The sequence below is a fragment of the Ruegeria sp. YKSD163 genome, assembly GCF_059612905.1.
In genome coordinates, this window is the sequence record NZ_JBXWRM010000002.1 from 320,005 (window position 1) to 335,085 (window position 15,081).

General features: G+C 65.0%; 15 protein-coding genes. 6 read left to right on the top strand and 9 right to left on the bottom strand.

Going from position 1 to position 15,081, the window contains the following annotated elements; translation table 11 throughout:
- The first annotated feature begins 34 nt into the window (after positions 1-34).
- On the top strand, positions 35-1,387 hold the full coding sequence (locus AC2FNA_RS04365; protein WP_496824752.1) for an MATE family efflux transporter: 1,353 nt from the start codon (positions 35-37) through the stop codon (positions 1,385-1,387).
- 213 nt (positions 1,388-1,600) lie between these two features.
- Entirely contained in the window at positions 1,601-2,344 is a 744-nt protein-coding gene (locus tag AC2FNA_RS04370; RefSeq protein WP_496824754.1) for a hypothetical protein, read from the top strand.
- Here AC2FNA_RS04370 and AC2FNA_RS04375 read toward each other — a convergent pair.
- From AC2FNA_RS04375 to AC2FNA_RS04395, 5 genes are read right to left on the bottom strand one after another with little or no spacing between them, the layout of a single operon-like run.
- Complete coding sequence (locus AC2FNA_RS04375) at positions 2,341-2,898, bottom strand: PqiC family protein (RefSeq protein ID WP_234137745.1); 558 nt, start codon at positions 2,896-2,898, stop codon at positions 2,341-2,343. The genes AC2FNA_RS04370 and AC2FNA_RS04375 overlap by 4 nt on opposite strands.
- 3 nt (positions 2,899-2,901) lie before the next feature.
- Positions 2,902-5,316 carry a PqiB family protein gene (locus tag AC2FNA_RS04380; RefSeq protein WP_496824756.1) on the bottom strand — a complete coding sequence of 805 codons (2,415 nt, stop codon included), beginning with the start codon at positions 5,314-5,316 and terminating at the stop codon, positions 2,902-2,904.
- Positions 5,309-5,911 (bottom strand): paraquat-inducible protein A, encoded by a 603-nt coding sequence (locus tag AC2FNA_RS04385; RefSeq protein ID WP_234143384.1) that lies wholly within the window; start codon positions 5,909-5,911, stop codon positions 5,309-5,311. Before AC2FNA_RS04385 ends, AC2FNA_RS04380 begins: the two co-directional genes overlap by 8 nt.
- Complete coding sequence (locus AC2FNA_RS04390; protein WP_496824758.1) at positions 5,908-6,576, bottom strand: paraquat-inducible protein A; 669 nt, start codon at positions 6,574-6,576, stop codon at positions 5,908-5,910. The genes AC2FNA_RS04385 and AC2FNA_RS04390 overlap by 4 nt, the downstream gene beginning before the upstream one ends.
- A gap of 58 nt (positions 6,577-6,634) precedes the next feature.
- Positions 6,635-7,315, bottom strand: a complete 681-nt coding sequence (locus tag AC2FNA_RS04395) for a TIGR04283 family arsenosugar biosynthesis glycosyltransferase (RefSeq protein ID WP_496824760.1) — start codon at positions 7,313-7,315, stop codon at positions 6,635-6,637.
- A gap of 80 nt (positions 7,316-7,395) precedes the next feature.
- Between AC2FNA_RS04395 and ygfZ the strand changes: the two genes are divergently transcribed.
- Together ygfZ and AC2FNA_RS04405 are read left to right on the top strand one after the other, a co-directional pair.
- Positions 7,396-8,130: a CAF17-like 4Fe-4S cluster assembly/insertion protein YgfZ gene (ygfZ, locus tag AC2FNA_RS04400; protein WP_496824761.1), complete on the top strand. Its 735-nt coding sequence runs from the start codon at positions 7,396-7,398 to the stop codon at positions 8,128-8,130.
- A gap of 55 nt (positions 8,131-8,185) precedes the next feature.
- Entirely contained in the window at positions 8,186-9,091 is a 906-nt protein-coding gene (locus tag AC2FNA_RS04405) for an ABC transporter transmembrane domain-containing protein (RefSeq protein WP_234137739.1), read from the top strand.
- A gap of 60 nt (positions 9,092-9,151) precedes the next feature.
- Here the strand turns inward: AC2FNA_RS04405 and efp are convergent, their stop codons facing one another.
- Complete coding sequence (gene efp, locus AC2FNA_RS04410; RefSeq protein ID WP_234137738.1) at positions 9,152-9,715, bottom strand: elongation factor P; 564 nt, start codon at positions 9,713-9,715, stop codon at positions 9,152-9,154.
- A 220-nt stretch (positions 9,716-9,935) separates the two neighbouring features.
- On the opposite strand from efp, the gene AC2FNA_RS04415 reads away from it, so the two are divergent.
- Both AC2FNA_RS04415 and AC2FNA_RS04420 read left to right on the top strand, forming a co-directional pair.
- The gene (locus AC2FNA_RS04415) at positions 9,936-10,253 is read left to right on the top strand and encodes a DUF6280 family protein (RefSeq protein WP_044028028.1); all 318 of its coding nucleotides are present in this window, start codon (positions 9,936-9,938) and stop codon (positions 10,251-10,253) included.
- A 178-nt stretch (positions 10,254-10,431) separates the two neighbouring features.
- Positions 10,432-11,889, top strand: a complete 1,458-nt coding sequence (locus AC2FNA_RS04420) for a cobyric acid synthase (RefSeq protein WP_496824764.1) — start codon at positions 10,432-10,434, stop codon at positions 11,887-11,889.
- Here the strand turns inward: AC2FNA_RS04420 and AC2FNA_RS04425 are convergent, their stop codons facing one another.
- The 3 genes from AC2FNA_RS04425 to AC2FNA_RS04435 form a co-directional block, all read right to left on the bottom strand.
- On the bottom strand, positions 11,890-12,795 hold the full coding sequence (locus tag AC2FNA_RS04425) for a hypothetical protein (protein ID WP_496824766.1): 906 nt from the start codon (positions 12,793-12,795) through the stop codon (positions 11,890-11,892).
- Positions 12,796-12,870: 75 nt separating this feature from the next.
- Positions 12,871-14,289 (bottom strand): TolC family outer membrane protein, encoded by a 1,419-nt coding sequence (locus AC2FNA_RS04430; protein WP_496824767.1) that lies wholly within the window; start codon positions 14,287-14,289, stop codon positions 12,871-12,873.
- Between the two features lie 96 nt (positions 14,290-14,385).
- Positions 14,386-15,039 (bottom strand): protein-L-isoaspartate O-methyltransferase family protein, encoded by a 654-nt coding sequence (locus AC2FNA_RS04435; RefSeq protein WP_496825042.1) that lies wholly within the window; start codon positions 15,037-15,039, stop codon positions 14,386-14,388.
- Positions 15,040-15,081 lie beyond the last annotated feature (42 nt).

Genomic DNA, 15,081 nt, shown 5'->3' on the forward strand with positions numbered 1-15,081 from the left:
GCCCTCACCTCTGCCCGCACCTAAGCCTGACCGGATGACCAAGGTGATGACATATCGCGGCCATGCAAAGGCGATTGCGGTGCTGGGCCTGCCGCTGATCGGCGGGCACCTGGCGCAATTCGCGATCGGGTTGACCGATACCGTTATGTTGGGCTGGTACGGGGTCGAGGCGCTGGCGGCGGTGACGCTGGCGGGCAGCTATTTCTTTGTGCTCTTTCTGTTGGGCGCGGGCTTCGGCTGGGCCGTGATGCCAATGGTGGCCACCGCCGCCGCCGAAGAGGACGAAACCTCGATCCGCCGGGCGACGCGGATGGGGCTCTGGGCTTCGCTGATCTTTGCGGTACTGGTGCTGCCACTTCTGATCTGGTCACAGCCGATCCTGCTGGCGCTGGGGCAAGAGCCCGAGGTGGCGGCGCTGGCCGCCGAGTACCTGCGGGTGGCGGGCTGGGGCATGGTGCCGGCACTGCTGGTAATGGTGCTGAAATCCTATCTGGCGGCACTGGAGCGCACGCAGATCGTGTTCTGGAGCCTGGTCGGCGCCGCGCTTATCAACGCGCTTGTCAACTATATGCTGATCTTCGGCAATTGGGGGGCGCCCGAACTGGGACTGGTCGGCGCGGCGGTGGCCTCGGTCGCCACGCAGCTGGTCTCGTTGCTGGTGGTGGTGGCCTATGTGCTGCGGAGCCTGCCTGAACACACGCTGTTTCAACGCTTCTGGCGCCCGGATACCGAGATGTTCCGCCGCGTGCTGCGGATGGGCCTGCCGATCGGGCTGACCAATCTGGCCGAAGTCAGCCTGTTTGCCGCCTCGGCGGTGATGATGGGGTGGCTGGGAAAGGTGCCGCTGGCCGCGCATGGGATCGCGATCCAACTGGCCTCGGCTACATTCATGGTGCATCTGGGCTTGAGCAACGCGGCGACCATTCGCGCCGGAACCGCCTTTGGCCGCCGTGATCGGGCCCATCTGGCGCGCGGCGGAGTGGTGGCAATCGGCCTGTCGCTGCTCATGTCGATGGTGACCATCGCCCTGTTCCTGGGATGGGGTGCGCCGCTGGTGTCGCTGTTCATGGAACCCGACGATCCCGACCGGCCGCAAATCCTGACCATCGGCGTGGGTCTGCTGGCCATGGCAGCGCTGTTTCAACTGGTCGATGGGGCACAGGTAATGGCGTTGGGCCTCTTGCGTGGCGTGCAGGACACAACGGTGCCCATGGTCATGGCTGCGGTCAGCTATTGGCTGGTGGGAATTCCCGCATCTTATGTTCTGGGCTTCACGCTGCAATGGGAGGGGATCGGCGTCTGGGCTGGCCTGTCCGTGGGTCTGGCCTGCGCCGGAACCTTGTTGATGAGCCGGTTCTGGCGCCAGTCGATCCGCAAGGTGGAGTAACTCTCCTGTCCCGCAAACGGGCCCGTTTTCTTGCAAAGAAAATGACCAAAGAAAATTTCAATTTTCTTTGGCAGAATTTCGTTGAAATTCTGCTCCCGCCCCGGAATGGCGCCGCCCTCTCCTGATGTCGTTGCAAGGGTTCCGGTGGCATCGAGGGTTTACATCCGCGTGATAGCCGTTGCGTCGACTGACTGGGTGCTTAGTCTTTCGGCCATGAGTTTCCTTGCCGACAACCAGTTGCCGCTCATTCTGTTCTGTTTCCTTGCCGGCTGTTTTGGCACGGGATGGTTGTTGATGCGCAAGCCTGCGGGGCATCGCGCCTGGAAGACCGCTGACCTGGTCTGGGTCATTCTGGGTGGTGTCGGTGCCCTGGTGGCAGTGCTGGCAGGGCTCTACAAGACGGACCATTCCCGCCTCGACCGACAGATCGACATCGCCTATGCCGCCACCGCCGACTTTGACCGTGACGCGGCGCGGTTCCGGCTGCGGTTCTGCGACCCGTCCTATGACGACGACATCGCCGTCCTGTGCGAGAAGGTCGAGTTTCTGTCTGCCTCGACCGCCAGTAACGCCGATCTGCCGCTTTTCATCGCCGTCACCGGCGAGGTGGCGCCGCTGGCCGGTCTGCACCTTCTGTTTGGCAGCCCCGGCATGCGCGACATGTCCGATCAGGTCGATGCCTTTGCCGTCGACGAATTTCTGGTCTTTGCCACGCTCGATGCCCCGACCGAGGCGGCGCTCGAGGCGATGCGCCGCAAGGTTCCGCTGATTGCGAGCGACTTTCAGATCCTTGCCCGCGCCTATGAGGATCTGATCGCGCAGATCGGCAAGCTTAAATCGGAATGGGAGTATCTACAGGCCAATGCCCATATCCTGCTGATCCAGGTGCTGGCATTGTGCCTTGTCAGCTTTGCCGCGCCTTTCCGGCTGGGCAAATCCATCGTCGAGCTGCGCTAGCCCCGTGCAATGGTTTTCGCGATCTCATTGACCAACAGGCGCAGCGCCTCGGTCTGGGCTGCGGCAAAGGCGGGGATCGTGGCCTCGTTCATCGGCACCGAATAGGAAAACCGCCGGGCGCGCTCCAGATTGCCATGCGCGGGCGAGGTCAGGAAATACTGCCCGGAAAAGGCCAGCGCCTGCCCCGGGACGCCCGACAGGCGGTGCACCTTGACTGCGACCTGGATATCGGCCAGCCCCTCGAACGGCCAGGGATCGGCGGCGACCGAGGCGGTCAGCGCCTGATCCAGCCCCGCCGCCAGCATCTCGGTCAGGGCGCGTTCAGGCTCATCCGCCCAGAACCCGGTCTTGGTGGGCCGCAACACCCCGTCCTCGCCCAACAGCGTGATTTCGCTGTCGCTGACATAGGCGGGCAGGTCCATGCGCGTCACCTGGATGGTACGGGCGCTGCTGCGATAGGTCTCGACCCCGGTGATCTCGGGCAGCAGATAGCGTTCCTCGGGGCCGGCGCAAGCGGCCAGCGCCAGAAGAGCAAGGGCAAACAGTCGTCTCATGGGTCAGCGTCCTACGAGCAGGGAATTGGGTTTGCGCCGGATCGCCTGAACCAGCGCGTTGAGCGAGCGCACGGTGGCGCGCAGATCGCCGATGGCGGCCTGTACCTCGCGGTTGACGGGCGAACCGGGGCCATAGGCGCCGATGGTCGCCTCGGCGCTGTCGGCCAGCGCATCAAGCCGCGCCGCCAGGTCCGGCAGGGTCTGCACGGCCAGGGCCACCGAGTCAGCCGCCGTGCTGGCGGTTTGCAGCGTGCGGTTGAGGTTCTCGACCGCCCCGCCCTGCCGCAACTCTTCAAGCGCGCGCTGGGCCTCTTCCAGGGCACCGGCCAGCGCCCCGGGGACCTTGTCCATATCCTCGTTGCGCAGGAAGGCATCGGCCGATTGCAGCACCCGGTCGGCCGAGGCGGTCACATCGGCCAGCGGCAGCGCATTGGCGGTCTCGATCAGCCGGTCGATATCGGCGACCAGCTGCGGCAGCTCGGCGCTGGCGGTTTCGACATTTGCGGCGGCACTGCGCATATCGCCCAGCGCATCGACCAGTGTCTGGGCGACCTGTTTCTCTTCAAATGTCGTGAGCGTGTCGTTGACCGATCCGGCGGCTTCGCGGATCGACACCAGCGTCTGTTCGGCCTGCTCCAGCGCCGCGTTCAGCGCGGCGGGCACCCGTTCCACGTCTTCACTGCGCAACAGCGTATCGGCGGATTGCAGGACCCGGTCGGCCGAGGCCACGACCTCCTCCAGCGGCAAGGCATCGGCCTTGGCCACCAGCGCGTCGATATCGCGGACCAGCCCGGGCAAATCCGCACTCGCCGCCGAGATACCGGTGGCGGCAATCCGCAACTCCTCGAGCGCGGCAACCAGTTTCTGCGCACCCTCCTCCTCTTCGAAATGCGCCAGCACCGCATTGACCGAGGCCAGTGCCTGGCGCAGGTCCTCGGGCAGGTTCCGCAGGCTTTCCGACCCCGCCACCGCATTCACATTGCCCAACATGTCGCGCAGATCGGAGGGGATGCGCCGCGTGTCGCCGTCGGCCAGGATAACGTTGACATTTTCTAGTGTCTCGATGGCACGTTGCATCAGGTCCTCGACCGGCAGCGCCGCCACCCGGTCCAGCACGTTCTGCGAGGCTACCGCCAGCGTATCGGGTGGCGTCGGTAGCGACGGCATCGCCGGAAAAGGCGTCGACTCGCGGTCAAGCGTGGCGGCGGGCGCATCGGGGTTTTCCTGCAACTGCACCACCAGCCCGCCCGAGAAGAACGAGGCCGGCATCAGCTGTGCCCGCACGCCGCCGCGCTCGACCATCGTGGCCAGCAGGGACAGTGTATCGTCAGGGGTCGAGACATCGTGCAGGCCCAGCCGCCCCGGCTCGATCGTATAAATGACCTGCATGCGGATATCGGGCCTGCCCCCCGCACTCTCGTCGATCTCGGCCGAGAGATGACGCACCTGCCCTACCTTGACACCTCGGAACATCACTTCGGACCCGATCTTGAGCCCACGTACCGACCCTTCGAAACTCGACATCACCTCGACGGTGGCTTGCAAGCTGTCACCCAGCAGGCTGTCGCGGGCGGAGTCCTCGGTGGCATAGAGGTCGAAGATCGGGCGCTTGCCCAGCGCCTCGCCGCCCGACATGGCGGTGTCGAAGGCGACGCCCCCCTGCAAGAGCGAGGCAAGGCTGTCGACCTTGAGCTGGATGCCGCCCTCGCCCAGTTCCAGTCCGGCGCCCGACACGTTCCAGAACCGGGTCGCCGAGTTAATCAGCTTGTCATGCGGTGCCTCGATGAAGCCGGTCAGCAGGACCGAACCGCTGAGCGCGTCATAGCGCACGGCGGCGATCTTGCCCATCTGCACCCCCTTGTGCAGTATCGGCGCTCCCACCGAAACCGACCCGCTGTCGGGCGCGATAAGCACCACAGCCAGCCCCTTGGTGCCCGGCGGCACCGCCGGCGCTTCGGCCTCGGCGACGAAATCGCGGGCCGCCTCGCCCTCGACCGCGTCCCAGTCGGCGGCGATATAGGCACCCGAGAGCAGCGTGTTCAGCCCGCTGATACCGCCCGGCCCCACCCGGGCCGTGACCCGCCAGAACCTTGCATCGCTGTCCAGATAGCGTTCCAGTTCGCGGTGAATCTCTGCCTCGACGATGACGCGGCTCAAATCCTCGCTGAACCGCATGCCACTGACCCGCCCCACCGAGACCTCGCGAAAGCGGATTTCGGTCTTGTCGACCTCGATCCCTGTGGCGTCGGCAAACTCGATGCGGATGGGAATGTCGCGGTTCGCATAGTTCTGCCAGACCAGCGCCAGCGCGCCGGCCACGGCGGCCACCGGCACCAGCCACACCAGCGACAGGCCGCGCCAGCCGCGCGCCACGCGCGTTTCGATATCCGGTTGCCGCAGCTGCGGAGCGTCACTCATCCCGATCGTCATCCCAAATCAATTTGGCGTCCATGGCCTGCGCCGACAGCATGGTACATATCACGGAGAAGGCGAAACACACCGCTCCCAATCCCGGCAGGAACGACAGGATCGCCCCCAGATGAACCAACCCGGTCAAGAGCGCCACCACAAACACGTCGATCATCGACCAGCGGCCGATGAATTCGACGAATTCATAAAGCAACAGCCGCCTGCGCCGGTCCATCTGCCAGTCGAAATGCACCGACCACGCCAACAGCGCAATCACCACCACCTTGACCACCGGGATCACGAAACTGGCCAAAAAGATCACCCCGGCCACCAGCAGATCCCCCGAGCGGGCAAACAGGACGATGCCTTCGAGGATGGTATGCCCCTCTTCATGGCCGAAAATCTCGTTGCTGAGCAGCGGATAGAGATTGGCGGGGATCAGGAACAGCACCCCGGTCAGCAGCCAGGCCCACACCTTTTGCAGGCTGTTGGGCAGGCGTGCATGCAGCACCGCGCCGCAGGTCCGGCAGCGGGATGGCCCGGGCGCGTGCACCGCGCCGCAGTTGTGGCAGCCGATCCAGCCCATGTCGGCGGCGCGGGTCATCGGCTTTTCTCGCGCATCAGCGCCCAGATGGTCCAGCGGCAGACCGAGGCGTTCTTCAGCGCCAGCACCAGCACCATGACGCAGAAGAGCCAGAAGGCGGTGCCGAAATCGACCCGTGCCAGGCCCGCCACCTTGACCAGTGCCACCCCGGTCCCAATGATGAACACCTCGGTCATCGCCCAGGGCGCCACCGCCTCGGCCAGGCGGAAGATGCGGCGCGAGGCAGGCGCCAGCCGGGGACGGCGGAGTGACCAGACCACATAGACCAGCGCCGCCGCCCGCAGCATCGGCAAGGCGATCACAAACAGTCCCACCACCAGCGCCAGCAACAGGTACCAGCCATGGGCCAGTCCAGTGACCATGCCCAGGATCGAGACCTCGTGGCTCAGCCCCTGCCGCGACAGGGTCAGAAAGGGAAAGCTCAGCATGGCCAGCATCAGCACCGCGGAGGTCAGCGCCAGCGCCAACGTGCGGTTCAGCGTGTCACGGCGCGGCGCGATCAGGGTGAAATGGCAGCGCGTGCAGCGCGCGATCTGGCCCGGCGCCACAGGTGCCGCCACATGTAGTCGGTCGCAGGCGGGACAGGCGATCACCGCATCCGGGTCGCGCGCGAACAGCGCCGCCCAGGCGGCCTGTTCCTCTGATTTCCTGTCCGTTTCAGTCATCCCGTCCGGTCCCGGCGTTGCATCGGCATTGTTGCCCATACCACGGCGAGGGCAAGTGCTATCTCCGGTAAGCCCGCGCCAGAACCTCGGGATCGACGCCGGCGAAATAACGTATCAGGGTCCAGAGGTTGCGCGCACCCCGGCGCAGCCAGCCGCCGTGCAGATAGCGTTCGGCCCCGGTCACTGCCCGATGTGGCAACAGTACGGGCGCGCGGGCCAGCGCGCGCACCAGATGCACGTCCTCCATCAGCGGCTGGTCGGGATAGCCGCCCGCCGCCCGGTAATCGCGTCGCCGTATCAGCAGACCCTGATCGCCATAGGGCAGACCAAACAGCCGCGTGCGCAGATTGGCCCAGCCCGCCACCCAGGTCGCCCCCGGCCCGCTGGCGCGAAAGGCAAGCCGGAAACAGGCCGGAGCATCGCTGGCCGCGATGTGACCCGCCACCACCTCGGCCCAGCCGGGATCGGGCAGCGTGTCGGCATGCAGCACCAACAGCCAGTCGCCCCGCGCCGCGTCACAGCCGCGCCGCAACTGCCCCCCGCGAGAGGGTGGGCCGGTCAGCACCTCCGCCCCCGCCGCCTCGGCAATCGCGCGGGTCGCGTCCTGCGAGCCGCCATCGCTGACGATCACCTCGCGGATCAGGCCGCTTGGCAGCCCCTCGATCAGCGCTTCCAGCAGGCGCGGCAGGCCGCTTTCGGCCTCTAGGGTCGGGATCACGATGCTGAGCGGTGCGGGCACGGGTGGTCTCCTACGGCCTCTGGTCAGGCGGTGCGCTTCTCCTATATCACGGGGTCGAACATGATGACGAGGACCCCCAGATGCCCAGCCGCCGCATCCTGCGCCTGACCGGTGCCGACACCGACAGTTTCCTTCAGGGGCTGGTCAGCAATGACATCCGCAAGCTGGATCAGGGGCTGGTCTATGCCGCGCTGCTGACGCCGCAGGGCAAGTATCTGGCCGATTTCTTTCTGTGCCGCGATGGCGATGGCGTCCTGCTCGACATCGCCGAGAGCCTGGCCGACGCAACCCTCAAGCGCCTGAGCATGTACAAGCTGCGCGCCGCGGTCGAGATCGGCGACAGCGGGCTGAACCTGCAACGCGGCACCGGTCCCGCCCCGGCGGGTGCCCTGCCCGACCCGCGCCATCCGGCGCTGGGCTGGCGCGCTTATACAGCAGCCCCCGAGAACGATGACGGCAGTGACTGGGACGCGATCCGGGTCGCCCATTGCATCCCAGAGACCGGAATCGAGCTGACCCCCGACAGCTATCTGCTGGAATCCGGGTTCGAGGCGCTGAACGGCGTCGATTTCCGCAAGGGCTGCTATGTCGGTCAGGAAGTGACCGCGCGGATGAAACACAAGACCGAGCTGCGCAAGGGTCTCGCCCGTGTCGCGATCGAGGGCGACGCCGAGCCGGGCACCGAAATCACCGCCGATGGTAAGCCGGTCGGCACGCTGCATACCCGCGCTGGTGATCACGCTATCGCCTACTTACGCTTTGACCGGGCAAGCGGCGAAATGCAGGCGGGAGAGGCACGCTTGCGCATGCTCTGATTGATCTTGTCCCGGCGGCAAGGCAGTCTTGCCGCAAAATCATGAGGAACGGGACATGCTGCAACTCTATGCCGCGATCTGGCGGGTCAGCGGGCGCAGGCAGGTGATGCTGATCGTGCTGTCGCTGGCGATTGCCACTCTGGCGGCGGTGCCGCTGGAGTTTCAGCGCAACATCGTCAACCTGCTGACCGACGAGGCGATCGACGCTGGAAACCTGTTCCTGCTGGGCGCCGGTATGGGCGTCGCCATCCTGGCCAGCCTGGTGCTGAAATTTCTGACCGGTTTCCTGTCCGGAACCCTGGGTGAGCATGTCATCCGCCTGATCCGCATGCGTCTGGTCACCCGCGCCGCCGAAGGGGGGCACAACCTGCATCAGGGCACGCTGACCACCGCTGTCAGCGCCGAGGCCGAGGAACTGGGCAAATTCGCAGGCGGCGCCTTTGCCGATCCGGTGGTGCAGATTGGAACTCTGGTCAGCGTGATCGGCTATATCTCGTCAACCCAACCGGGCCTGGGCCTGATCGCCCTGTTGATGATCCTGCCACAGATCGCCATCGTGCTGCTGTCTCAACGCCAGGTGAACCGTTATGTGGCGCGGCGGGTGAAGCTTTTACGCGCCGCCGGCAACCGGCTGAGCGAGGAGGACATCGCTGCGGCGGTCACAGAGGTCGAGCAGACCTTTGACGAGATCTATGCCACTCGCCGCAATATGTTTCTGTGGAAACTCTCGACCAAATTCGTGATCAGCGCCATCAACGGCGCCGGTACGGTGGCGGTGCTGATGCTGGGCGGCTGGCTGGTGCTGCATGGACGCACGGATGTGGGTACCGTGGTCGCGGCGGTCAGCGGGCTGGGCCGCATTCAGGCGCCCACCGCCTTTCTGATCGCCTTTTACCGGCAGGTCAGCGCCAACCGGATCAAGTTCGAACTGCTGCGCGAGTTGTTCGCGGAGCGCGCATGAGCCCCAAAAAGCAGCGGGCCGCCCTCTTGGGACGGCCCGCATCGTGCAAACGACGTGACGTCACGCGCGTTCGGAATATTCCATCGTTTCGGTGTTCACCACGATCATTTCATCCTGCCCGATGAAGGGCGGCACCATCACCTTGACCCCGTTGTCCAGCAGCGCCGGCTTGAACGAGTTGGCAGCGGTCTGACCCTTTACCACCGGCTCGGTCTCGACGATCTTGCAGGTGACCTTTTGCGGCAGCGTGGCGTTCAGTGCCTCGCTCTCGTAGAACTCGACCAGGATGGTCATGCCGTCCTGAAGGAAGGGGCGACGTTCGCCCAGCAGGTCAGCGGGCAGTTCGATCTGCTCGTAAGTCTCTGCATCCATAAAGACCAGCATCCCATCGGATTCATAGAGAAATTGCTGATCCTTCTGCTCCAGCCGCACGCGCTCGACCTTGTCGGCGCTGCGAAAGCGTTCGTTCAGTTTCGAACCGTTGCGCAGGTTGCGCAGCTCGACCTGAGCAAAGGCGCCGCCCTTGCCGGGCTTGACGTGATCGACTTTCACAGCCGCCCAAAGCCCACCATTATGCTCCAGCACATTGCCGGGGCGAATTTCATTTCCGTTGATCTTGGGCATGACATAATTCCTTCACACGACGGTTGATGCACCCATTTGCGCCCCTATATCTGGCGGGACGGCCCCAGGCAAGACAACGAAACCTAGTGCTGCATCCGCAGCGAGCCATGCAAAATTTGCAGCACACCCATGCAAATTAAAGGTACCCGAATCGTGCCCGATCCGTCATAAGGAACGCCACGCCGAAAATTGCAAGAGCAAGAACAACAAGGAAGACGAGATGAAAGATTTCGTTGACGGCACCGCCTTTAACAACGAGCAAGGCAACCGTGCACGTAAACTCTTCGCGGCCGTTGTGTTGGCTGCACTCGACGATGCCATCGCCGACGACAAGAAATATGGCAACGGCCCCGAGCAGATCGCCCGCTGGGCCCGGTCGCGCGACGGGCGCGAAGTGCTGAGCTGCGCCGGCATCGACCCGAACGAGCGGGTTGTGCGCGGCCTGATGGAATTCGTGGGGCGCGGTGTGCGCACCTCGGTCGCGCTGTCGCGCGAGGAAAGCGAGCGTCGCAACGCCGCCCAGGCCGAAGCCGCCTGAGACCGGCCTTGCCACATGCAAAGACGCGCCCCGCTGCCGGGCGCGTTTTTTGTTGCCCGACCCCGGGCACGTCTGTTGATGTTTTCATGCGCGCCGCAGACCGGCCACGACCTGCCGCGCGGGGACTATCCAGCCGACCCGGATTCGGGTCATCTGAGCCAAACGGAAAGGGCCGCACATGGTTCGGGCGATCATGATCCAGGGCACCGGCAGCAATGTCGGCAAGTCGATGCTGGTGGCGGGGCTGGCCCGCGCGTTCACGCGGCGCGGGCTGCGGGTGGCGCCGTTCAAGCCACAGAACATGTCCAACAACGCCGCCGCCACTGAAAACGGTGGCGAGATCGGGCGCGCGCAGGCGCTTCAGGCCCGCGCCGCACGACGGGCACCCCATACCGACATGAACCCGATCCTGCTGAAACCCGAGACCGATACCGGCGCGCAGATCGTGGTCCAGGGCAAGCGCGCGGGCACCATGCGCGCGGGCGATTACCGCAAGAACAAGGCGCATCTGCTGGAAAAGGCACTGGAAAGTTTTGACCGGCTTTGCGGCGATGCCGATCTGGTGCTGGTCGAGGGCGCCGGCAGCCCGGCAGAAACCAACCTGCGCGCGGGCGACATCGCCAATATGGGCTTTGCCTGTGCGGCGGGGGTGCCCGTGGTGCTCGTGGGCGACATCCATCGCGGCGGCGTGATCGCCCAGATCGTCGGCACCCAGGCGGTGCTGGAACCGGGCGACCTGGCCCAGATTCGCGGCTTTGCGGTGAATCGCTTCAAGGGCGATATCACGCTGTTTGACGAGGGCCGCGACGACATCGCCCGGCGCACCGGCTGGCCCTGTCTGGGCGTGGTGCCCTGGTTCAACGACGCCTGGCGCCTGCCTGCCGAAGACATGATGGACATTCGCTCGGCCCCCGGAGGCGCCTGCAAGGTGGTGGTACCACAGCTTGAGCGGATGGCGAATTTCGACGATCTCGACCCGCTGGCGGCCGAACCGGGGGTCAGTGTCGAGATCATACCGGCGGGCCGCCCCCTGCCCGGCGACGCCGATCTGGTCCTGCTGCCCGGCAGCAAGTCCACCGTGGGCGACCTGGCCTATTTCCGCGCCCAAGGCTGGGATATCGACCTCTACGCCCATGTGAGGCGTGGCGGCCATGTTCTAGGCCTGTGCGGCGGCTATCAAATGCTGGGGCAGAGCATCGACGACCCCGACGGGATCGAGGGCCATCCGGGCCGGACCGAGGGGCTGGGCCTGCTCGACGTGCATACGGTGATGACCGGCGACAAGCAGGTCACGCTGCGCCATGCCACCGCCCTGCCCGGTCGCGAACCGGTCACAGGCTATGAGATCCATATCGGCCGCACCGATGGGCCCGACTGCGCCCGCGCCTGGCTTGAGATCGACGACAGGCCCGAAGGGGCCGCATCGCCCGACGGGCGCATTCGCGGCAGCTATCTGCATGGTCTCTTCGCCTCGGATGCGTTCCGCGCCCGCTATCTGGGCGAGTTGGGGTACGAGGCGCTTGTGGGTTATGAGGATGGGGTCGAACAGGTGTTGGACGCTCTGGCCGACCATGTCGAGGCCCATCTGGACCTTGACCTGCTCTTGTCCCTGGCCGAACCGCCGCGGCGGCGCTGATCAGTCCAGTTCCTGCGCGGTCAGCGCCCGGTGGATCTCTCGGCGGACCAGTTTGCGCACGTTGCGGGTGATCCGCTCGCCCAAGGCACCCTGCAACTCCTCGCGCACGATATCGGCGACCAACTCGCGCAGGCTTTCCTCGTCCAGGAAGGCCTCGTCGGACGACAGGACCGAGGTATCGTCGGACAAGACCTCTTCCTCCGGCTCCGGGTTGATGCGGGATGCCGAGGCATCGCCTTGGGCCTGCGGTTCGTGATCCTGCCACGCCATTGCCGCGCCGCTGGTGCCTGAATAGGCGTCCGCGCTAAGCCCATCGGGCTCCCAATCCTCATCGACCTGGCTGATCATGGTTTCCAGCACCTCGATTCGCGCGGTCAGGCTGTCTTCGGTCGGGCCGTCCGCATCCGGGTCAGCCCACGGATCGCTTACTGCCTCCTCGTCCTCGACCGCCTCCTCGTCCTTGAACGCCTCGGGCATCATCTCGTCGGCCTCAGCGTCCCACTCGGTCAAATGATGGTTCTCTCCCCCGTCGAGCTCGTCGACCAGATCTTCGGGCGTAAGCACGATCGGCTCTGGCGCCGGTTCCTGTTCGCTCGCCTCCTCCGTTTCCGCTGCGACAGGACGTCCACCGGCCGCCGCCGCGGCAGAAAACAGGGTGGCGTCAGGATCGGTCCAGGGAGCGCGCCCCTCCGGCTCGGACACCGGGTCAGGCTCGGGTGCCGTTTCGCTTGTGTCCGGTTCAGTCGCTTCGGCGACCCGCAAAGCCGGCGTCAACACCAGCTTTCCCGGTTTCGGAGCGACCGCCGCGACCTTGGATCGCGCACCTGCACGCCCCTCTTCGCTTACCAATCGCCGGATCGAAGACAGAACATCTTCGATCTCTACATGCTTCGCAGGATCAGACATCTGGTTTTACCACTCTTGGCCTCGAGCAAGAGTGTAGCGAAATTCCGCCGGTCCGACAACAGACGGTACGAATTGTCACTTCTTCCCCAGTGCTTGCAGAACACGGTCCAGATCGCGGCTGCGTTTCGAGATCGCGGCCGGCGCATCCTTCACCATGTTGTAATAAAGCGTCGGGTCATAAATCTGCACTGCCAACCCGAGCCGTTCGGCGGTCAGAAGCCCCTGCGAGGCCAGCAGCTGATAGGCCGCCAACGAGCGTTCGGTGCGGGCCGAGATACGGGCCAGCTGCGCATCCAGAAGGTCCTGTTCGGCAGTCAGAACGTCGAGCGTTGTTCGGGCGCCCAGCGTGGCCTCTTCGCGAATACCGTCAAACGCCACCTGGGCCGCGCGGACCCGCTCGTCCGAGGCGGTGAGACTGGCGTTGGCGGTCTGGAACCGCACATAAGCGTTGCTCACGTCCTGGATAACGTCGCGCTGCACGTTCAGCAGGTTGGCCCGCGACGCGTCGCGCTGCGCCATGACCCGGCGAAGGACCGAGGTCAGGCGACCACCGGCATAGATTGGCTGCGAATAAATCACGCTCGCGCTGGCAGAATCGTTGAATGCGGTGCCGCCGAAATCATCGGTAAAGCCCAGTTCCGCCTGAAACCGCACATTGGGACCCAGATTGGCACGCTGCTGTTCGACAGTGAGGTCGAGTGCGCGCACCTGATGCTGCGCCGAGATGAGCGAAGGATGATTGCGCAATGCCAGCGCGGCGGCGTCGTCCTCGCTGCGCGGCAGGCCCGGCATTGCAGGCTGGCCGGAGGTGCGACCCGGATGGCGCCCGACGGCATTTATGTACTCGGCATGGGCCGTGGTAAGCGCGCCATTGGCATCGGCCAGATTGGCACGGGCGTTCGCCAAGCGGGATTCAGAAAGGGCCACGTCGGTACGGGTGACCTCACCCACCTCGAACCGGTCCTGCGACGCGCGCAGTTCCTCGCCCAGCAGCCGCACGTTGTTCTGGCGGATGCCGACCGTCTCTTCTTGCAGCAGCACGCTGAGATAGGCGGTGACCGCGCGAAACAGAACCTGCTGCTCGATCTGGATCAACGCCTGCCGCGTGGCCAGCACGGTTTCCTGCGCCGCCTGCTTGCCCAACCGCGCAGCGCCCCCGTCATAGATCAGCTGCGTCAGGTCGAGGCCGGCAAAGAATGTGTCGGGTGTGGACGTGGTCGAAACAAGCGCATTACCGCTGCGCGAGTAGCTGGACTGTAGACGCACGGTCCAGTTCACGATCGGGCGCAGGGCGGAAAGCGCGATGGCCACATCCTCGTCCGCGGCCCTCAGCAGGGCCCGATTCTGCTCCAGCAAACCGCTTGTATTATAGGCCCCGATCAGCGCATCAGCGAGATTGTCCGCAGCCGCCGGTCTGGGTGCGATGGCAAGGACCGCGACCCCAGCCGCCAGCACCGCCACTTTCGACAGTCGTCCCGTAAGCGTCCGCAACATGTTCTCCTGCCTCCAAATGCTCAAATCAGTCTTTGCCCCTTGCAGAAGACGCGCATCCCCGATGAAACGCAAGCGCTCACCTCGTGCTGCCCCTGTTCAGAGGCTGAATGCGCGCTCCCGTGCGAACCCCGGCAGAACAGGCGCGGTGGCGTTGAATACCTGCCGCCATGACAGGCCCGACGCGGATTTGCGGCCGACCCGGACCGTGCCCAAAGCACCATCCATGAACACCGCGACAATTCGCCCGCCCTCTTTCAACTGGTCGGTCAGCGCATCCGGCACCTGCTCGACACCGCCCTGGATCAGGATCACGTCATAGGGACCATGTTCAGCGGCTCCCGCTGCCAGCGCCCCATGGTGAAGGACCGCATTATCCGCACCATGATCCATCAGCAGGGTCTGCGCCTCTTCGGCAAGGTCCGGGTCCTCTTCGACCGCGACGACCAACTCACCCATCCGCGCCGCAACAGCAGCCGAATAGCCCAGGCCCGATCCTATATCGAGTACCATCTCATCCCCGTCAATTGCCGCAGCATCGAGCATTTTGGCAAGCGTCCGAGGCTCAAGCATGGCACGCCCCTCGCCCAGGTCGATCATCGCGTCGGCATAGGCCACATCGCGCTGCACATCCGGAACGAAAAGCTCGCGCGGGACGGTCAGCATGGCCTCGATGATCGGAAACTTGGTGACGTCCGATGGGCGGACCTGGGTGTCCACCATCATACGGCGGCGGGTGGCGAAATCGGTCATAGTCTGGCTCACTTGTAGATCGCTTACCGGCTTTTGCCATAA

Bases quoted from the DNA above. Each gene is read 5' to 3' on its own strand.
- AC2FNA_RS04375 (WP_234137745.1), bottom strand. From the start codon at position 2,898: ATGAGACGACTGTTTGCCCTTGCTCTTCTGGCGCTGGCCGCTTGCGCC.
- AC2FNA_RS04370 (WP_496824754.1), top strand. From the start codon at position 1,601: ATGAGTTTCCTTGCCGACAACCAGTTGCCGCTCATTCTGTTCTGTTTC.
- ygfZ (WP_496824761.1), top strand. From the start codon at position 7,396: ATGCCCAGCCGCCGCATCCTGCGCCTGACCGGTGCCGACACCGACAGT.
- AC2FNA_RS04420 (WP_496824764.1), top strand. From the start codon at position 10,432: ATGGTTCGGGCGATCATGATCCAGGGCACCGGCAGCAATGTCGGCAAG.
- AC2FNA_RS04405 (WP_234137739.1), top strand. From the start codon at position 8,186: ATGCTGCAACTCTATGCCGCGATCTGGCGGGTCAGCGGGCGCAGGCAG.
- efp (WP_234137738.1), bottom strand. From the start codon at position 9,715: ATGCCCAAGATCAACGGAAATGAAATTCGCCCCGGCAATGTGCTGGAG.
- AC2FNA_RS04425 (WP_496824766.1), bottom strand. From the start codon at position 12,795: ATGTCTGATCCTGCGAAGCATGTAGAGATCGAAGATGTTCTGTCTTCG.
- AC2FNA_RS04385 (WP_234143384.1), bottom strand. From the start codon at position 5,911: ATGACCCGCGCCGCCGACATGGGCTGGATCGGCTGCCACAACTGCGGC.
- AC2FNA_RS04435 (WP_496825042.1), bottom strand. From the start codon at position 15,039: ATGACCGATTTCGCCACCCGCCGCCGTATGATGGTGGACACCCAGGTC.
- AC2FNA_RS04380 (WP_496824756.1), bottom strand. From the start codon at position 5,316: ATGAGTGACGCTCCGCAGCTGCGGCAACCGGATATCGAAACGCGCGTG.
- AC2FNA_RS04390 (WP_496824758.1), bottom strand. From the start codon at position 6,576: ATGACTGAAACGGACAGGAAATCAGAGGAACAGGCCGCCTGGGCGGCG.
- AC2FNA_RS04430 (WP_496824767.1), bottom strand. From the start codon at position 14,289: ATGTTGCGGACGCTTACGGGACGACTGTCGAAAGTGGCGGTGCTGGCG.
- AC2FNA_RS04415 (WP_044028028.1), top strand. From the start codon at position 9,936: ATGAAAGATTTCGTTGACGGCACCGCCTTTAACAACGAGCAAGGCAAC.
- AC2FNA_RS04365 (WP_496824752.1), top strand. From the start codon at position 35: ATGACCAAGGTGATGACATATCGCGGCCATGCAAAGGCGATTGCGGTG.